Below are 18,412 nucleotides of genomic sequence, written 5' to 3'. Positions count from 1 at the left end.
TCGATGTCCATAGCTTTTTGTTTCTTATAAGAAACGTTGTTTTAAAAATAAAATAGAATTAACGTTGACGTATTTTGTTCAGTTTTCAAAGGTCAATCATTTCGTTTGTCGTTAACAGCGACTTTTACATCTTATCACTTCTTCCGAAGTGTGTCAACAACTTTTTTTAAAATAATTTTTAACTCAATTTCCGTTTTGTGCTACCGTAGCAGCGACAAGTAATACTATACCAAGATAAAAAAGAATCGTCAACAGTTATTTTCATTTTTTTTATATCTTTTTAGAAATAAGGGAGGGTCTTCTTGCTGAATGCTAGAAGACCCTATCTATATTATCTTGTTGTATAGTATCTGTGATATATATTTTTCCCTTTTGTTTCTTCTTCATAAATAAAGACAAGCTCTTTCTCAACAAGAAAATCTAACACAATTCCTAAGTCAATACTATAAGGAGCTATCTCTGCCTCTGTCATAAGCTGCTGAAATGTCCATGGTTCCTGTTTTTGCTTCATTACGGATAAAAGATGTTTTGAACCTAAATCAATACGCTGATTTAATAAAAACTCACTCGCTAAGAAAAGCAGTTCAAGACGTTTTTCAATTCCCTCTTTGCTTTCTACAAGCTCCTCGTACAATTTATAAACCTCAGGCTCAAGTTTCTTCACTTGACTCCATACCGTTACTTCTGGGTGAAATCCATGCTCTAGAACAGAAAGGCGAGCTAAATGATGCAAAGCGTGAACCATATGATTAAAGGAATCTAAATGATTACCGCTTGTAAAAAACGCTTTTCCTTCTATAAACCGACGAAGAAGCTTCGCGAACTCAATTCCTATTTTTTTATAACGGTCATGGTAAGGAAATTCATCAAGCTGCTTTTTTAAAGTTTCTAAGTACTCATTTCGATCAAAAAGGATTTGCCCATTAAAAATCCAGTCTACAACTCGACGATTGCTACCGTTTGTTAACCAATCATAAAGCTGTTCCTCTGTTACAGTATAAAGGGCAGCAGTTGTATTGTGACGATGATAGTGTTTAATAAAAAGCGGAACTTCAGCTTTTTTAACAATTACAACGAGCAATGCGTCTTGATTATCTGTCACAGGTAGACTTGACTTACTCTTTTCAATAAGCAAAACCCCTAATGTATCACGATTACTTGCTCTTTCCTGATAAATTGGGCGCAGTATATCTTCCATATCATAATTCCTCCAACATTTAAATTCCGTTTCACTTTGAAGGGAACTTCGGTATTCTTCTTCTTTCGACAGCCATTGTCGAAATCCTCTTCTATTAGGCGATAATTCATGAGAAAAATGTGCCGTTTCCTATGGTATGATAAGGAAAAGGGAGGGCTTTCATGGCTACTAAATATTCGAGTAAAATTAATAAAATTCGCACTTTCGCTTTAAGTCTTGTGTTTATTGGTTTTATCGTTATGTATGTGGGGATTTTCTTTAGAGAATCAATGCTACTAATGACCCTTTTTATGCTTCTTGGTCTTTTATGTATTGTTGGCAGCACTGTTGTTTATTTTTGGATTGGGATGCTTTCTACTAAAGCCGTCCAAGTTGTATGCCCTGAATGCAAAAGGTATACAAAAGTATTAGGACGTGTAGACATGTGTATGTATTGTAGAGAGCCGCTTACACTTGATCCTGCCCTAGAAGGAAAAGAATTCAATGAGAAATATAATAGAAAGAAAAAAGAAAGCTGATCATTTCGTACGATCAGCTTTCGACTGTTTTTTTATCTTTTGCACATTCTGGACATGTTCCATATATCTCTAAACGATGATGACTAACTTCAAAATTTGTAATATGCGCAGCAAGCGCTTCTACTTCATTCAAAGCTGGGTAATGAAAATCAACAATTTTCCCACAATCATTACAAATAACATGATAATGCTGAGTTGTTACGTAATCAAATCGACTTGAAGAGTCGCCGTATGTTAATTCTTTAACGATTCCTGCTTCACGAAAAACGCGGAGATTGTTATAAACCGTTGCAACACTCATATTAGGAAACTTACCTTCTAATGCTTTGTAAATTTCATCTGCAGTAGGGTGAGACATAGAATTAATTAGGTACTCTAAAATCGCATGACGTTGCGGTGTAATCCGAACCCCAGTACCCTTAAGTACATCCAAAGCCTCTTTTAAATCGTCTGTTGTTGCCACCGCCATGCACCTCTCTTCTAAAAAAGTTCTTACTTTATAATGTTTATAATTAGTGTACATCCGCTAAGCTTGTTTTGTCAACTTCTGGCCTTTTGAAATCCATTGTTTCTCTTTCTATTTTATCCTACTTTTTCTTATTATACGACAAAAAAAGAGGCACAGAGCATTTCATGCTTTGTGCCTTCTACTATTATTTACCTGAGGAGGTATTCTTCATGTTTTTATTATATGAAGGAATCTCTCATTTGTTCATAGACAAATGCCGATTTTATAGAAGGTTTTCTCTATTTAAGCCTTTTAATTCTTCTAATACAAATTCGCCATCTTTACGAATTAAAACATCATCAAAGTAAATCTCGCCTCCACCGTACTCAGGTCGCTGGATAAGAACCATATCCCAGTGAATTGCTGAACGGTTTCCGTTGTCCGCTTCTTCATAGGCTTCTCCTGGAGTAAAATGAAGACTTCCACCAATTTTCTCATCGAATAAAATATCTCCCATTGGCTCTTGAATAAGAGGGTGAACTCCAATGGCAAATTCTCCAACATAGCGAGATCCTTCGTCTGTATCTAAAATGTCATTCAGTTTCTCTGTTTTATCCGCTTCTGCTTTTACAATTTTTCCGTTTTCAAATGTAAGTGAGACATCTGTAAACGTTGTTCCACGGTATGGACAAGGTGTATTGAATGTAATCGTTCCATTAACAGAGTCTCTGATAGGAGCTGTAAAGACTTCCCCATCTGGCACATTTGCTTCTCCAGCACACATAATTGCTTCTATTCCTTTAATTGAAAAAGATAAATCAGTCCCTTTACCAACTAATCGTACTCTATCCGTTCTTTCCATTAACTCTTTTAAAGGTTTCATTGCTTCATACATTTTACTGTAGTCAATTGTACAAACATCAAGTAGATAATCTTCAAAGCATGATGTGCTCATACCTGCTTTTTGAGCGAGCGCTTTTGTTGGATAATTTAAAAGCGTCCATCTTCTATTGTTTATGTAAAATTGTTGAACAGGCTTCATTACCTCTCCACGAATTCGATGTTTCTCAGAAGGTACTTCCGCTAATTCTGCATCGTTCTCTTCTCCAATAACAGCAATGACACAGTCTACATCTTTATATTTTTGCATTTCCCAAGCAGCACTTGTTTCAAGCTGCGTTTTTTCATATCCCATTGCAATATGCTTTGAAATCTCATCATCTAAAATATCCACATAAGGGTAAGCACCAGCTTTATAAATCTCATCAATTAATTCCAGGACAAGTGGGCGTGCAATAAGATGTGCTTTAATTAATACCCTCTCTCCTTCTTTCACCTTAATAGAATGATGTGTGAGCAAATTTGCTAATGTGCTAATGCGTGAATCTCTCATCTTAAATTCCCCCTTTACGTTTCCATATTAATGTAACATACTTAGAATCGCTTGAAAAAGAAAAGCCCCCTAATGAGCAAGAGGGCGTTACTCATGAAGATATTGTTTTAGCAGAACTCGTCGTCTTCTCTATATAGGAACCATATTTCTTATTCCACTTTTTCACTGACAAAATCGCAATACTTATCGTTACAATTGATAACAAACCTAGACTCGGCCAAAAGTAAGGAGAAACATACCCCTGTTTATATGCTAGTCCAATTGGTGAGAACACAAGATAAAAAGCAAATACAAATCCGATTAAAACAACAGAAGTAAATAAGGAGTATTTCCATGGTTTCATATCCACTTTAGGTTTTGGTGTGAACTTCCATGCTTCTTTCCTCGGTGATATGCGGCTTATAGCAAGCATTATCACCATCTCTGTAAAGAACAAGATTCCATAAACATGAATGTAATTAATATTAATAGGAATACCAAACAATTGATTCATTCCCCAAATCAACATGTAGTATGTGATAACATGAAAAATAATAACCACTTTCGCAGCTACCGCAGGAACTTTTCGCGCAAAAATTCCCACGAGAACAATAGCAATGATAGGAATATTAAAGAAACCTGTAAAACGACGGATTAACTCCCAAAGACCATCTGGAGCATACATTAACAAGGGAGCAATACAAAAGCTTACAATTGCTAAAACACCGCTAAACCATTTACTTAAATCTAAAAGTTTTCGATCAGACAAAGTTGGCTTTAATGGCTGAATAACATCTAGCGCAAACATTGTTGCTGCTGAGTTAATTAAGGCATTAAAGGTACTAAATACGGCACCTAGAAGCACAACAAGAAAGAATCCTTGTAAATACCAAGGTAGCGTATTAGCTACAAGCGTTGGAAAAGCAAGGTCAACGGATTGCAATCCACCTCCATACATATGAAAGGCAATAACTCCTGGGACCATCATGAATATAGGAACAAGCAGTTTAAAAAAACCTGTATATAATACGCCTTTTTGTCCTTCTGCTAAATTGGCTGCACCAAGCGTACGCTGAATGGCATATTGATTTGTTCCCCAATAAAAAAGATTTGCCCAGATCATCCCGGTGAAAATCGTTAGAAACGGAACAGAGTCTGTACTTGATCCAACTGCATTAAGTTTTTCTGTATGATTTGTTGAAACTATATGAGCTCCCTCACCTATACTTCCATCTCCAAGCTGATAGAGACCAATAATCGGTATGAGTGTACATACAATAATAAGACCCATTCCAATAAATGTATCTGATACCGCAATAGCTTTCATTCCGCCAAATATCGCAAAAACAGCGCCAAGCAGGCCAATAATCCATACCATAACCCAGATAGATTGCGAATATGAGATATCAAGTAGAGCGGGAACATCAAACATTTTCAATACAGCAAGAGCCCCGGAGTATAGAGTAGAAGGAATTGTGACAAGCACATACCCAAGCATAAATAAAAGAACAACAAGGCGCCTTACTCCTTCATCATAGCGATCTCTTAGAAATTGAGGTAGCGTTGTAAAAGCTCCTCCAAGATAACGAGGAAGAAGAAGCAAAGCCATAATAACAATCGGAAAAACGGCTGTGACTTCCCACGCCATGTTCGTCATGTTTGTTCCATATGATTGACCGTTTAATCCAACCATTTGCTCTGCTGACAAGTTCGTTAGAATAAGAGCTCCAGCAATAAATCCTCCTGACATTCCTCTGCCAGCTAGAAAGTAACCTTCTGTAGTTGAATTTGATCCTTTTGTTTTCTTATACGTCCATATTCCTAAAAGGAGGACAAAAAATAGGCAAGACAATAAAGTAAATAACATATTTTGATTCTCCATATCTCCCCTGCTCCCTGTCGCTTAATTTTTAGTAGGTTTTACATCGTCAGCAATCATAACTCCAGGAGAAGCTATAGCTTTTGTAGCTTGCTCTTCATGTTTTTCTAATTGTAGGTGCGGGAAAAGAAGTTCAGCTACACGGTACGATTCCTCTAAGTGCGGATATCCCGACAAAATAAATGTATCAATCCCTGCTTCTTCGTATTCCTTCATACTCTCTGCCACTGTTTTAGCATCTCCAACAAGCGCTGTACCAGCACCAGCCCGGACAAGACCTATTCCACTCCAAAGGTTAGGGCGAATTTCAAGGCCATTTCGATCTCCACTATAAAGAGCAAGCATACGACGTTGCCCCTCTGAATCATGACGCCCCATTTCTTGGCGGGCTTTTTCAATAAGCTCCTCATCAACATATTGAATAAGTTCATTTGCTGATTTCCATGCTTCATCCGCTGTCTCACGCACAATCATATGAAGTCGAATCCCAAACTTAACGGTTCTTCCTTGTTCCGCTGCTAGAGCTTTCACTTTTTCTACTTTTTCTCTCACATGTTCAACAGGCTCTCCCCAAGTTAAATAAACATCTGCAAACTTTGCAGCAATAGGAAGTGCTTGGCTTGATGATCCTCCAAAGTAAATCGGAGGATAAGGAGATTGAATAGGTGGATAAACAAGTCTACCTCCGTTAATTGTAATATGCTCTCCTGAAAAGTCTGATTTCCCATCTCTCATTAAAGATGTCCAAATATGTAGAAACTCTCGTGTTAGTTCATATCGCTCTTCATGCTTCACTTGAAGCGCATCTCCAATTTGTTCAGAAGGATTTCCGCCTGACACAATGTTAATTAAAAGACGACCGTTCGAAAATCGATCAAATGTCGCAGCCATCCGGGCTGCAACAGCTGGCGACATAAGGCCTGGTCTCAAAGCAACTAAAAATTTCATCCTCGATGTTTCACTGAGCAAAGAAGAGGCTGTTACCCATGCATCTTCACAAGACCTCCCCGTTGGCAGCAATGCTCCATGATAGCCAAGTGTATCAATAGCTCGTGCAAGCTGTTTTAAATAATCAAAGCTCGTCTCGCGGCCACCTTTTGATGTCCCTAAATAGCGACCGTCTCCTGATGTTGGAATGAACCAAAACACTTTCATCTCCCTATTTCCTCCCTACCTCTTTGTTTATAGAAAACAAGAAAGCTCATTCTTAATATGCAAAATGGATGCAGATGAAGAAGTGAGCTTTAGCATTGATGAAGATATATTAACGAAATATTATCACTATTCAAACTATATTTCAATTTCAAACGTGTTTAAAGAAAAATAAAAACCGCTGATTCACAGCGGTTTTTATTTTTTATTGCTCTTTAATAAATTGAAGGGCTTCTTCAACATGACCTGCAACACGAACTTTGCGCCATTCTTTCAAAAGTTCACCCTCTTTATTAATAACAAACGTAGATCGTTCAATTCCCATATATTCTTTACCAAAGTTTTTCTTTAACTTCCATACGTTATAAAGTTCAGCAACTTTATGTTCCTCATCTGCTAGAAGTAAAAATGGAAGATCATACTTATCAATAAATTTCTGATGACGTGCAACTGGATCAGGACTAATACCTAAAATTACAGCATCAAGCTCTTTAAAACTTTCATGCTGATCGCGGAAATCACAAGCTTCTGTTGTACATCCTGGAGTCATATCTTTTGGATAAAAATAAAGCACAACGAATTTCCCTTCAAAATCAGAAAGCTTAACTTCTTCTCCAGTATTTGAAGGTAGTGAAAACTCAGGTGCTTTTTCTCCTAAATTTAATGTCATAAAAAAAGACCTCCTAAACTTATTTTTTTATACTATAGCATACTTCAGTTAGTTTCCTGCTCCTCTATATCTTTTTACGCCTGTATTCCATAAAGCAATAGACAAAATAAAGAAAGCTAAGCCAACAACAGGCGTTAAAAACGAATACCAATACCATTCTTCTCGTTTTAAGAAGTATGCAGCAGGATAAACACCAACAAATGCAAACGGCAAAATCCATGTAAGTATGTAACGGATAACGTTGTTATAAATATCTACAGGATAACGTCCATAGTTTCCGATATTATACATTGTTGGCATAATCGAGGTTCTAGCATCAGACCAGAAGCCAATTGTAGCTAGTGAAATAAAGATACCTCCATAAACAAGAGCTCCCCCAATGACAAATAGCAGAAATATAAATGGATCATACCAATGAAACGGAAGATCAAGAAGCGATCCTGCATAAATCATAACCGCTAAACCTGTTACGGCTCCAAAGAGAGATTCAAGTTCAATGCGTTCTAATATAACTTGAAAAAGGCTATGGATAGGTCTCGTTAAAATCCGATCCATTTCTCCTTTTACAATGTATCGTTCATTAAAGTCCCAAATGTTAAAAAAGGTAGAGAAAATAGCAAATGGGACAAGGAAAAATCCGTATATAAAAATAATTTCATCTCGTGACCAGCCATGTAAAAGCTGTGTATGACCAAACACAACGAGAATAAATACTAAGTTAACGGCTTGAAACAACAAATCAGATAAAATTCCAACGAACAAATCCGAGCGATATTGAAGCTTTGTTTTCATATATTGACCGATATATTGAAAAAATATTGAGAAGTAAAACATTTTTCTCTACCCTCCTTGAATGACGAGACGCTTACGAGCGGCCCACCATATTAAAGAAATTGGAATTAATAAAACAACAGACCAAAGCGCCTGAAATAGCAATCCTTGATAAACGTCTGCTCCTTTGAATCCATTTGTGAAAATCATGCTCGGAATATAGCTAATCCCTTGAAAAGGCAAGTACCCCATAATATTTTGTGCCCAAATAGGATAAAAGCTGATTGGTAAAAGCAATCCTGAAAATAAGTCGATAACAACTCGTTTTGCTCGAATTAATCCATCGTTGTTAAATAAAAAGAACGTGGTAATTCCAGTAAGCAAGTTAATTTGCATATTAATAAAGAAGCTAAATACGAGTGAAAGCAAGAAAAGTCCCCATGTTAGTGGACTCGCTGAAAATTCAATCGGAAAGATAAAATAAACGATAATAAGACCTGGAATCGAAAAGAAGAAAAAGCGAAAAAGACCTTCACCAAGCCCTTGCATTGTTTTCATACCAAGATAACTATATGGACGAATGAGTTCTACTGCTACTTTTCCTTCCTTAATCTCTGTTGCCATCTCACGATCAATATTATTAAAATAGAAAGCTCTTGCCATCCATGAAACAGCTACATATGTTACCATCTGCGTAATCGATAACCCTTCAATATTTCCTTTTCCACCATAAATCGCAGACCAAAGAAAATAATAGGCACCAATATTGATTCCATAAATTAAAATTCCGCTATAGTAGTTTGTTCTGTAAGCAAGCATCATCAAAAAACGGATGCGAATCATTTCAATATACTTATCCACTCACAACACCTTCTTCATAAATGTTGCGAATAATTTCTTCTGTAGAGATTTTTTCAATGCTCATATCTTGAATTCGGTATGCCCCAACTGTTCTACCAATGAGCTCGGACATAATATCTTGATCTGTACCAACATGAGCAACATATACGTCTGGGTGATCACCACTAAACCAAGATACATCAAGGTCTTTCGTTAGTTTGATTAAGTCAGCGTGAAGCGGTGGGATTGTAAATTGGAACGAAATTTGCTTTTGCTCGCCCCAGTTTGTACGCAGCTTGTCTAGAAGACCATCATAAATGACTTTTCCTTCATCAAGCATAATAACGCGCTCACAAAGGGCTTCAATGTCAGCTAAATCATGGGTGGTAAGCAAAATCGTTGTTTTATGTTTTTCGTTAATTTCTTTAAGAAACTTACGAATCTTTAGTTTTACAAGTACGTCCAATCCAATTGTTGGTTCATCCAAAAAGAGCAATGGTGGATTGTGAATAAGTGCAGCTGCAAGCTCACATCGCATACGTTGACCAAGGGAAAGCTTTCGGACTGGCTTGTCTAAAAGTGGTCCAATATCAAGTGTTTCAATAACATGGTTCATATGCTCGTTATAATCTTCGTCAGATACTTTGTATACTTTTTTCAAGAGACGAAAAGATTCCTGAACCGCAATGTCCCACCAAAGCTGCGAACGCTGCCCAAATACAACTCCAATCGTTTGAGCAAATTTCTCTCTTTCTTTATGTGGATTCATTCCATTTACACGCACATGGCCGCTTGTTGGGGTTAAGATGCCTGTTAGCATCTTTATTGTTGTTGACTTCCCTGCGCCGTTTTCTCCAATATAACCAACCATCTCTCCTTGCTTGATTGACATTGATACATTATCAACAGCAGGAACAATCTTATATTGACGAGTAAAAAGATCGCGAAAAGCTCCTTTTAAGCCTGAACGATTTGCATACGCTTTAAATTCTTTACGTAAGCCTTTTACTTCAATAATTTCCTTCATCTTCACTCCTCCATCTCTTTTTACTATTTACCATACGTTAGTGTAACCAATAAGACGCATCTACACAAATGGTAAGATTGCTCCCTCTAGTACATAAAGGCAAAAGTTTGCTAGAATAGAAGAAGAAACTTTAATGCTCTAGGAGGCATCATTTATGAGATTTACAAATTCTGAAAAATTACATAGCGAAGCACTTGAACATATTGTTGGGGGCGTAAATAGTCCTTCTCGCTCGTATAAAGGAGTTGGCGGCGGTATCCCCGTTGCTATGAAGCTCGGACAAGGCGCTTACTTTTGGGATGTTGATGACAACCAATACATTGACTACCTTGCAGCGTACGGACCGATTATAACAGGTCATGCACATCCGCATATTACGAAAGCCATTACAGAAGCTGCTGAAAATGGGGTTTTATATGGAACACCAACAGCACATGAAGTCAAATTTGCGAAAATGTTAAAAGATGCGATGCCGAATTTAGATAAAGTACGCTTCGTGAACTCTGGAACAGAAGCCGTAATGACGACGATTCGCGTTGCTCGTGCTTATACTGGACGTGACAAAATCATTAAATTTGCTGGCTGCTATCACGGTCACTCTGACCTTGTTCTTGTTGCAGCGGGTTCTGGTCCTTCAACACTTGGAACACCTGATTCTGCCGGAGTTCCAAAAAGTATTGCAAAAGAAGTTATTACCGTTCCATTTAACGATATTGAACCGTTTAAAGAAGCTCTTGCAAAATGGGGAGACGAAATTGCGGGTGTTCTGGTAGAACCGATTGTTGGGAACTTCGGAATTGTAGAACCAAAAGAAGGCTTCCTACAAGCTGTAAATGACCTTGCTCATGAAGCTGGAGCGCTTGTTATTTATGATGAAGTTATCACAGCATTCCGCTTTATGTATGGAGGAGCTCAAGATTTACTTGGAGTCAAACCAGACTTAACTGCTCTAGGAAAAATTATTGGAGGCGGACTTCCAATCGGAGCTTATGGCGGTCGTCAAGATATTATGGAAAAAGTAGCACCGCTTGGACCTGCTTATCAAGCAGGCACAATGGCAGGTAATCCAGCTTCTATTCTTTCTGGAATTGCTTGTCTAGAAGTACTGCAAGAAGAAGGCGTCTACGAACGTCTTGATCAATTGGGTGAAATGCTTGAAGAAGGAATTGCCGCCCATGCCAAAACATACAATGTTCCTATTACGATCAACCGTTTAAAAGGTGCTCTTACAGTGTACTTCACAAATGAAACTGTAGTGAACTATGAACAAGCTGAAAATACAGACGGAGAGATGTTTGCAAAATTCTTTAAGCTTATGCTAAACGAAGGCATTAATCTTGCTCCTTCTAAATATGAAGCTTGGTTTTTAACAATAGCTCATACAGAAGAAGATATTACAAAAACGTTAATAGCGGTTGAAAAAGCTTTCAGTCAACTGTAAGTAACTAACCAAAAACACCTCTAGAAACCTTTCTAGAGGTGTTTTTTTATCATCGTCTAAAAATGGTGTTTTTTGTTGAAGATTTTCTCTTGATATCCTCTCCTAAACCTTGTATAGTAGGTTATTGTTTAGCAATTACTAAAAGAAAAAATTATTTTCTAAAAGCTATAGAGCGCTCCTTCTTCTCTATTTAGCAGAGAAACGCTGGCTGTTTTTTAAAGATAATAAAAGTCAGACTTTCTTTTTTTACCAAATGATTTATAATGTGGTTTCAGAGAAAAACTTTATTACGAAGGGAATGTCATTAACTCTCACCATGAAACTTGGTGCTCGTATTTTCAAAACAGGAATTGCAATTACACTTGCCTTATTTTTAGCAGAGCTGCTTGGACTATCAGCGCCTGCATTTGCAGGGATTGCAGCTATATTTGCGATTCAGCCATCTATTTATCGCTCTTATTTAACGGTTTTAGATCAGCTTCAAGGAAACATTATTGGAGCTTTAGTAGCGGTTATCTTTTCTCTTACACTAGGGAATCATCCCGTTGTAATTGGATTGACGGCTATTCTAGTTATTACAATCAACTTGCGTCTAAAATCCCAAAATATTATTCCGCTTTCTCTAGTAACAGTTATTGCGATTATGGAAAGCACAACGATTGAATCAACAGATTATGCTTTGCTTAGATTTAGTACTGTTATGCTTGGAGTATTATCAGCCTTTATCGTAAATTTTATTTTTCTACCACCTAAATATGAGACAAAACTTTATTATAAGTTGACACACATAACAGAAGACATTATTAAATGGATTCGAATGACCTTAAGAGAAGCTTCCGCATATACACTGTTGAAAGAAGATATTGAAAAAATTGATGATCGCCTTAAACAAACTGAACAAACGTTTGATTTTTATAAAGAAGAACGAAAATACTCTAAGAAAAATGCTCATGTAAAATCTCGTAAACTTGTTTTATTTCGCCAAATGTTGCTTACAACAAAAAGAGCATTAACAACACTACGTTTGCTGCATAGACTTGGCAATGATATTCATCACATGCCAGAGAAGTTTCAAACAGTGTTAAAAGAGCAAATAGAGTACATTTTAAGCTACCATGAACAAACTCTGCTAAAATTTATTGGAAAAGTTCGTGCTCAGCAACCGCATAAAGCGATTGACCCTTCTTGTACAGGGAAACGTGGGCTTATTGATACATTTATGAAATATAAGCTTCTTGAAGATGAAGATGAAAATAAAATGCTGTATAATCTTTTTCCGCTCATTGCTTCTATCATCGAATATGGAGAAGAACTTGAACATCTTGATTTGCTTATCGATAGCTTTCAAAGCTATCATACAACGGAAAACTCTTTTGAGATTAGTGGTGAAGAAGAAAATTAAAAAGCACGTGTCAGCTGACACGTGCTTTTTTAGTTTTTCATTCTTGGGTCAAGTGCATCTCGTAATCCATCTCCAAGTAAATTGAACCCTAAAACAACCAGCATGATAGCTACCCCTGGAAAAATCATTGTCCAAGGAGCTTGAATTAAGTATTGCTTAGAATCCGCTAGCATCCTTCCCCATTCCGCATTCGGTGGCTGTGCCCCAAGCCCTAAAAAGCCAAGCGCAGCTGCCTCAATAATAGCTGTTGCAACTGCAAGTGTTCCTTGTACAATAATAGGCGTAATGCTATTTGGCAGCACATGATGAAATAAAATGCGGTGATCTGACATACCAATTGCTTTCGCTGCTAAAATATATTCTTCTTCTTTAACACTTAACACTCTTGAACGAATTAACCTACCAAAGTTCGGTATATTAATGACAGCAATGGCAATTAACGCATTTTGTAAAGATGGACCAAGGACTGCTACAATTCCAATGGCTAATAAAATACTTGGAAAAGCAAGTAAAATATCAAATATCCGTGAGATGATAGCGTCTGCAATTCTTCCATAATAACCTGCTATAATCCCAAGAAAACTCCCGATAATAATAGAGCCCATTACAGAAAAAAAGCCAACCCAAAGTGATGTTTTTGCTCCGTGCAGTACGCGTGAAAATACATCTCGCCCAAAATCATCTGTTCCAAACCAATGCTCACTTGAAGGGGCCTGGAGTCGTTCTTGCAATTTTTGCTCATTTACCCCTTCAGGAGCAATAACAGGAGCAAATATCGCTAAGAGAATAAAAAACAGAACAATTGTACCTCCTACTAAAGCAAGTTTATTTTTCTTGAAACTGCGCCACCCTTCTCGAAAAGAAGAAGATGTTTCTTTTACAATAGGAGGTTCAGGTGGTAAAAGGTTATTTTTCATTAATTCTGCCATTTGTTGATCCTCCTTTATTTGTTATATTTAATCCTTGGATCAATAACTGTATACAGCAAATCAACGATTAAATTTATACATACAAAGAGGAGAGCAATAATAAGAATTCCAGATTGAATCACAGGATAATCACGATATCCAATTGCTTCATAAATATAACGTCCAATCCCAGGCCAGCTAAAAATTGTTTCTGTTAAAATAGCTCCTCCAAGCAACACTCCAAACTGTAAACCAATTACCGTAAGAATCGGAATCACGGCATTTTTTAAAGAGTGTCGATAAACAACCCAAAACATGCGGAGTCCCTTTGCTCTTGCAGTTCGAATAAAATCAGAGCGCATAACTTCAAGCATACTTGAACGTGTAATACGAGCAATAATAGCCATCGGAATTGTTGCAAGCGCAACGCTTGGTAACGCTAAGTGTTTTATAACAACAGCAAATTGATCCCATTTTCCTTGAACAAGAGTATCAATTATGTATAACCCTGTTATGGAGTCAATTGGGTTTCGAATATCTTCACGGCCTGCAGTAGGCAATAGATCCCACTGAATTGCAAACAACCATTGTTCCATTAAACCAAGCCAAAAGATTGGCATTGATACGCCGATAAGAGCAAGAAGCATTGCACTATAATCAAACCAAGAATTTTGAAACCAAGCACTAATAATTCCTGCATTTACCCCAACAACAATAGCAATAATAATGGCCACAAGAGATAGCTCTAGTGTTGCTGTTAGATATGGCCAAAGCTCTTCACTAATCGGGTTTTTAGTCCGTAATGACTCTCCTAAATCACCTGTTAAAAGATTTCCGATATAGTGAAAGTACTGAGTATACCATGGCTCATTTAAACCAAGCTCCTTCGTTAAGGAATCGATAGCTTCTTTTGTAGCAAGCTGTCCTAAAATAACTTGAGCAGGATTTCCTGGAATAGCTCGGATCATAAAAAAGACAATAAGAGATAGTCCAACTAGGACTGGAACAAGCATTAATAAACGTCGAATAATATACGTAATCACTTTACTTCTTCTCCTCCCTCTTAAATTTCAAAAAGGGAGTAAATAAATTTACTCCCTTTTTAAATTGTCTATTCTTTAATTTCAACTGTATCTAAACGATCTGACCCTGTTGGATGTGGAGCAAATCCTTCAATCGTCTTGTTTCCTGCAAGAGCTGGTTTAGAATGTACAAGTGGAATCCACGGAGCATCATCTTTGATAATTTCTTGCGCTTTATTGTAGAGTTCATTGCGCTTTTCTTTATCAATTGTTGATTGTGCTTCAATGAGCAGTTCGTGGACCTCTGGATTCTTATAATACGTGTAATTGTTGCTTCCGATTGCATCTTCATCAAGTAAAACGTAGAGGAAGTTATCTGCATCACCATTATCTCCTGTCCAGCCTAGTAGAAAACTATCTGCTTCACCTAAGCGGGCTTTTTCTAAATACGTAGCCCATTCATACGTTTTAATATTGGCTTTTACCCCGATATCTGCAAAGTTAGATTGAACAGCTTCTGCAATTTTTTGACCATCTGGCATATATGGGCGTGGAACAGGCATTGCCCATAGTTCAATCTCAAATCCATCTTCATATCCTGCTTCTTTTAATATTTCTTTTGCTTTTTTAGGATCATATGGATATGGCTCTAAATCTTTATTGTATCCTTCAACAACTGGAGGCATTGGGTTAGCCGCTACCTGTCCTTCTCCTGCATAAAATGTTTTCAGCAATGCTTCTTTATCAACTGCGTAGTTCAAAGCTTGACGAACTTTTTTATCTTTTAACGGGCCACGATTTGTAGTTAATCCAACATACGCTACGTTTAGAGACGGACGGAAAAATGTTTTTAAGTTAGGGTCATTTTCGATAGATTCTACTTCACTGAAGTTTACTCCATCAATTAAATCTGCTTCCCCCGTTTTTAGCGCATTAAGACGAGCTGAGTTTTCTGGAATAACCGTAAAAATGACCTCGTTTAATTTCGGACGTCCTTCGTTCCAGTAATCTTCGTTTTTTGTAACTGTAATGCGGTCATTACGTTTCCACTCACTGAACTTAAATGCTCCTGTTCCAACAGGATGATCTCCAAACTTATCTCCTTGCTCTTTTAAAGCTTTTGGAGAGGCGATTGCAAATGGAGACATTGCTAAGTTTTTAAAGAATGGGGCAAGAGGACGCTTTAATTTAAATTCCACCGTGTACTCATCAGGTGTATTAATTTGCTCAATCACATCTCCAAATTGCGAATTATAGTAATAAAATTTTTCTTCATTTCCACTTTTCCATCGCTCAAAATTCACCTTTACAGCTTCTGAATTAAAGTCTGTACCATCATGGAACTTAACACCTTCACGTAATTTAAGCGTATACGTTAATCCATCCTCAGAGGTACTCCACTCTGTTGCAAGACCTGGTTCAAGCTCTGTATTCTGTTTTCCAAATAGTATTAACGTATCAAATATATTTTGAGTCACTTTAAATGACTCACCATCTGTCGTAATTGCTGGGTCAAGAGAAACAGAATCGCCGCCGCGAGCAAATACAAGTGTGCTACCTTTCTCCCCATTTCCATCTGCTTTCTCCGAATTACTACAACCGGCAAGAGTCATCACAATTGCCAACGATAAGACCAGTAACCCAAACGACCATTTCTTTTTCCTCATTTCCTTCACCTCGTATAATATTTTAAAAATTCCGTCATTTTTATTCATACAAATGACAGGCTACATAATGTTTTTCTTCTACTTCCCTAAAAATTGGACGCTTTTCTTTACAAATATCCATACATTTAGGACAGCGCGTATGAAAAGCACAGCCAACTGGGGCATCAGATGCGCTTGGTAAATCTCCATTTAAAACAACTTGCTCTTTTTTGGCTTCTGGATCTGGAACAGGAACAGCAGATAGCAACGCTTCTGTGTAAGGGTGAAAAGCTTTCTCATAAAGACGTTCACTGTCTGTAAGCTCTACAAGTTGACCTAAATACATCACTCCAACTCTGTCACTAATATGACGAACAACGCCAAGGTCGTGAGAAATAAAGATGTATGTAAGTCCAAATTCTTTTTGTAAATGCTCCATCAGATTTAACACTTGCGATTGAATAGAAACGTCGAGCGCTGAAACAGGTTCATCTGCAACAATAAGACGAGGGTTCGTCATTAAAGCTCTGGCAATTCCTATTCTTTGTCTTTGGCCGCCGCTAAATTGGTGCGGATAGCGCTTGCTATGATACCCGCTGAGACCTACTATTTCAAGCATCTCTTGTACTTTTTTCTTCCGTTCTTTTTTTGAACCAATTCCATGAACAATAAGCGGTTCTTCTAAAATTTTCTCAACGTTATGGCGGGGATTTAACGAAGCAAATGGATCTTGAAAAACCATCTGCATATCTCTTCTCAGTGAGCGAACAGCTTTTTTAGAGAGATTTGTAACCTCTTTTCCTTGAAAGGTAACACTACCTTCTGTTGGCTCAATTAAGCGCAGCAATAATCTGCCCATCGTTGATTTCCCACATCCACTTTCTCCTACAATCCCAAGGGTTTCACCTTCATATACCTCAAACCTTAAATCATCAACTGCTTTTACATTGCCAACCTTTCTTCCTAATATTCCTTCTCTATTTAGAAAGTACTTTTTGAGACCATTAACTTGTAGCAATGCTTTGCTCATCTCTAACCCCCTCCTCTTCATGTAAGAAACAGCGTACTTTATGATAGTTTTTAAGATGATAAATAGGTGGGGTTTCGATAAGACATCGCTCTGTTACAAATTCACACCGACTAGCAAAATGGCAACCTTGTTTAATAGATCCTGGCTTAGGAACATTACCAGGAATAGAATACAACCGATCTTTCTTTATTCTTTTGTCAGGAACAGATTTAATGAGGCCCCTTGTGTACGGATGTTTTGGGTTTTTAAAAAGGGTAAGAACGTCTGTTTCTTCAATAATTTTTCCCGCATACATAACCATGACCCGATCACACACTTCAGCAACAACTCCAAGGTCGTGAGTGATAAGCATAATTGCTGTATTTAATTCTTCATTTAATTCTTTCATTAACTGAAGAATTTGAGCTTGAATGGTTACATCAAGAGCTGTTGTTGGCTCATCTGCAATAAGTAACTTCGGATCACATAAAAGAGCCATCGCAATCATTACACGCTGTCTCATTCCTCCAGAAAGCTGATGTGGATAGTTTTTTATAAGCTCTTCAACTCGAGGAAGACCAACAAGTTTCAGCATGTCCAAAACCCGCTCTTTCGCTTGCTTCTTACTCCATTTTCTATGTATGCGTATTGCTTCAGTGAGCTGTGAGCCAATTGTAAAAAGAGGGTTAAGGGACGTCATAGGCTCTTGAAAGATCATTGAAATGTCGTCTCCTCGTATTTCTCGCATTTGCTTTTCTGAAAGGTTCATAAGGTTGATCTCATTGAACAGCATAGAATCTGCTTCAACAATACCTGGGGGCTCAGGGACAAGTTTCATAAGCGATAGAGATGTAATACTTTTACCACAACCTGATTCGCCTACTACTCCTAAAATCTCGCCTTTTTTAATATGAAACGTAATGCCATCAACTGCTGGCACCCTGCCATCTTCTGTTTTAAAAGAGATGCGCAAGTTCTGTACATCAATCACTTTTTCTGATTCCACAGCCTCACTCCTTATATAATAATTTAGAAACCATCCTCAACTGTAATTTTCTGACTTATCAGAAAATTACAGTTGAGAAAATTATAATACAAAAGTTTTTAAG

The 18,412-nt window shown here is 37.4% G+C and carries 17 protein-coding genes; 3 read left to right on the top strand and 14 right to left on the bottom strand.

The window, feature by feature from the left end:
• Positions 1-331: 331 nt before the first annotated feature.
• The gene (locus tag ACK3CR_RS25410) at positions 332-1,198 is read right to left on the bottom strand and encodes a nucleotidyltransferase-like protein (protein ID WP_243514899.1); all 867 of its coding nucleotides are present in this window, start codon (positions 1,196-1,198) and stop codon (positions 332-334) included.
• A 161-nt stretch (positions 1,199-1,359) separates the two neighbouring features.
• On the opposite strand from ACK3CR_RS25410, the gene ACK3CR_RS25405 reads away from it, so the two are divergent.
• Entirely contained in the window at positions 1,360-1,716 is a 357-nt protein-coding gene (locus ACK3CR_RS25405) for a YgzB family protein (RefSeq protein WP_243514901.1), read from the top strand.
• Between the two features lie 13 nt (positions 1,717-1,729).
• Here the strand turns inward: ACK3CR_RS25405 and perR are convergent, their stop codons facing one another.
• The 8 genes from perR to ACK3CR_RS25365 all read right to left on the bottom strand — a co-directional run bounded on the left by perR (position 1,730) and on the right by ACK3CR_RS25365 (position 9,875).
• On the bottom strand, positions 1,730-2,185 hold the full coding sequence (gene perR / locus ACK3CR_RS25400; protein ID WP_019390631.1) for a peroxide-responsive transcriptional repressor PerR: 456 nt from the start codon (positions 2,183-2,185) through the stop codon (positions 1,730-1,732).
• Between the two features lie 262 nt (positions 2,186-2,447).
• Complete coding sequence (locus tag ACK3CR_RS25395; protein ID WP_488976289.1) at positions 2,448-3,557, bottom strand: aminopeptidase; 1,110 nt, start codon at positions 3,555-3,557, stop codon at positions 2,448-2,450.
• Positions 3,558-3,648: 91 nt separating this feature from the next.
• Entirely contained in the window at positions 3,649-5,418 is a 1,770-nt protein-coding gene (locus ACK3CR_RS25390; protein ID WP_243514907.1) for a solute:sodium symporter family transporter, read from the bottom strand.
• 21 nt (positions 5,419-5,439) lie between these two features.
• The gene (gene ssuD / locus ACK3CR_RS25385) at positions 5,440-6,570 is read right to left on the bottom strand and encodes an FMNH2-dependent alkanesulfonate monooxygenase (RefSeq protein WP_488976288.1); all 1,131 of its coding nucleotides are present in this window, start codon (positions 6,568-6,570) and stop codon (positions 5,440-5,442) included.
• A gap of 202 nt (positions 6,571-6,772) precedes the next feature.
• Entirely contained in the window at positions 6,773-7,237 is a 465-nt protein-coding gene (bcp, locus tag ACK3CR_RS25380; protein ID WP_488976287.1) for a thioredoxin-dependent thiol peroxidase, read from the bottom strand.
• A 48-nt stretch (positions 7,238-7,285) separates the two neighbouring features.
• Entirely contained in the window at positions 7,286-8,071 is a 786-nt protein-coding gene (locus ACK3CR_RS25375) for an ABC transporter permease (protein WP_243514919.1), read from the bottom strand.
• A gap of 6 nt (positions 8,072-8,077) precedes the next feature.
• Positions 8,078-8,869, bottom strand: a complete 792-nt coding sequence (locus ACK3CR_RS25370) for an ABC transporter permease (protein ID WP_243514921.1) — start codon at positions 8,867-8,869, stop codon at positions 8,078-8,080.
• A complete protein-coding gene (locus tag ACK3CR_RS25365; protein WP_061802478.1) occupies positions 8,862-9,875 on the bottom strand; it encodes an ABC transporter ATP-binding protein in 1,014 nt (337 codons plus the stop codon). Before ACK3CR_RS25365 ends, ACK3CR_RS25370 begins: the two co-directional genes overlap by 8 nt.
• A gap of 154 nt (positions 9,876-10,029) precedes the next feature.
• Here ACK3CR_RS25365 and ACK3CR_RS25360 point away from each other — a divergent pair, with 154 nt between their 5' ends.
• Together ACK3CR_RS25360 and ACK3CR_RS25355 are read left to right on the top strand one after the other, a co-directional pair.
• Positions 10,030-11,316: a glutamate-1-semialdehyde 2,1-aminomutase gene (locus ACK3CR_RS25360; protein ID WP_488976286.1), complete on the top strand. Its 1,287-nt coding sequence runs from the start codon at positions 10,030-10,032 to the stop codon at positions 11,314-11,316.
• 316 nt (positions 11,317-11,632) lie between these two features.
• Positions 11,633-12,718 carry an FUSC family protein gene (locus ACK3CR_RS25355; RefSeq protein WP_019390622.1) on the top strand — a complete coding sequence of 362 codons (1,086 nt, stop codon included), beginning with the start codon at positions 11,633-11,635 and terminating at the stop codon, positions 12,716-12,718.
• Positions 12,719-12,747: 29 nt separating this feature from the next.
• Here ACK3CR_RS25355 and nikC read toward each other — a convergent pair whose 3' ends face one another.
• The 5 genes from nikC to ACK3CR_RS25330 form a co-directional block, all read right to left on the bottom strand.
• Entirely contained in the window at positions 12,748-13,647 is a 900-nt protein-coding gene (nikC, locus tag ACK3CR_RS25350; RefSeq protein WP_243514937.1) for a nickel transporter permease, read from the bottom strand.
• A 14-nt stretch (positions 13,648-13,661) separates the two neighbouring features.
• Positions 13,662-14,669, bottom strand: a complete 1,008-nt coding sequence (locus tag ACK3CR_RS25345) for an ABC transporter permease (protein WP_243514939.1) — start codon at positions 14,667-14,669, stop codon at positions 13,662-13,664.
• A gap of 68 nt (positions 14,670-14,737) precedes the next feature.
• Entirely contained in the window at positions 14,738-16,315 is a 1,578-nt protein-coding gene (locus ACK3CR_RS25340) for an ABC transporter substrate-binding protein (protein WP_488976284.1), read from the bottom strand.
• Between the two features lie 40 nt (positions 16,316-16,355).
• Positions 16,356-17,324 (bottom strand): ABC transporter ATP-binding protein, encoded by a 969-nt coding sequence (locus tag ACK3CR_RS25335; RefSeq protein WP_243514945.1) that lies wholly within the window; start codon positions 17,322-17,324, stop codon positions 16,356-16,358.
• Complete coding sequence (locus ACK3CR_RS25330) at positions 17,299-18,309, bottom strand: ABC transporter ATP-binding protein (RefSeq protein WP_019390617.1); 1,011 nt, start codon at positions 18,307-18,309, stop codon at positions 17,299-17,301. Before ACK3CR_RS25330 ends, ACK3CR_RS25335 begins: the two co-directional genes overlap by 26 nt.
• Positions 18,310-18,412: the final 103 nt, after the last annotated feature.

Source organism: Priestia sp. TRM10, assembly GCF_057808375.1.
Note: the sequence above shows the minus strand (reverse complement) of the source record. Positions and strands in the feature narration are given on the sequence as shown.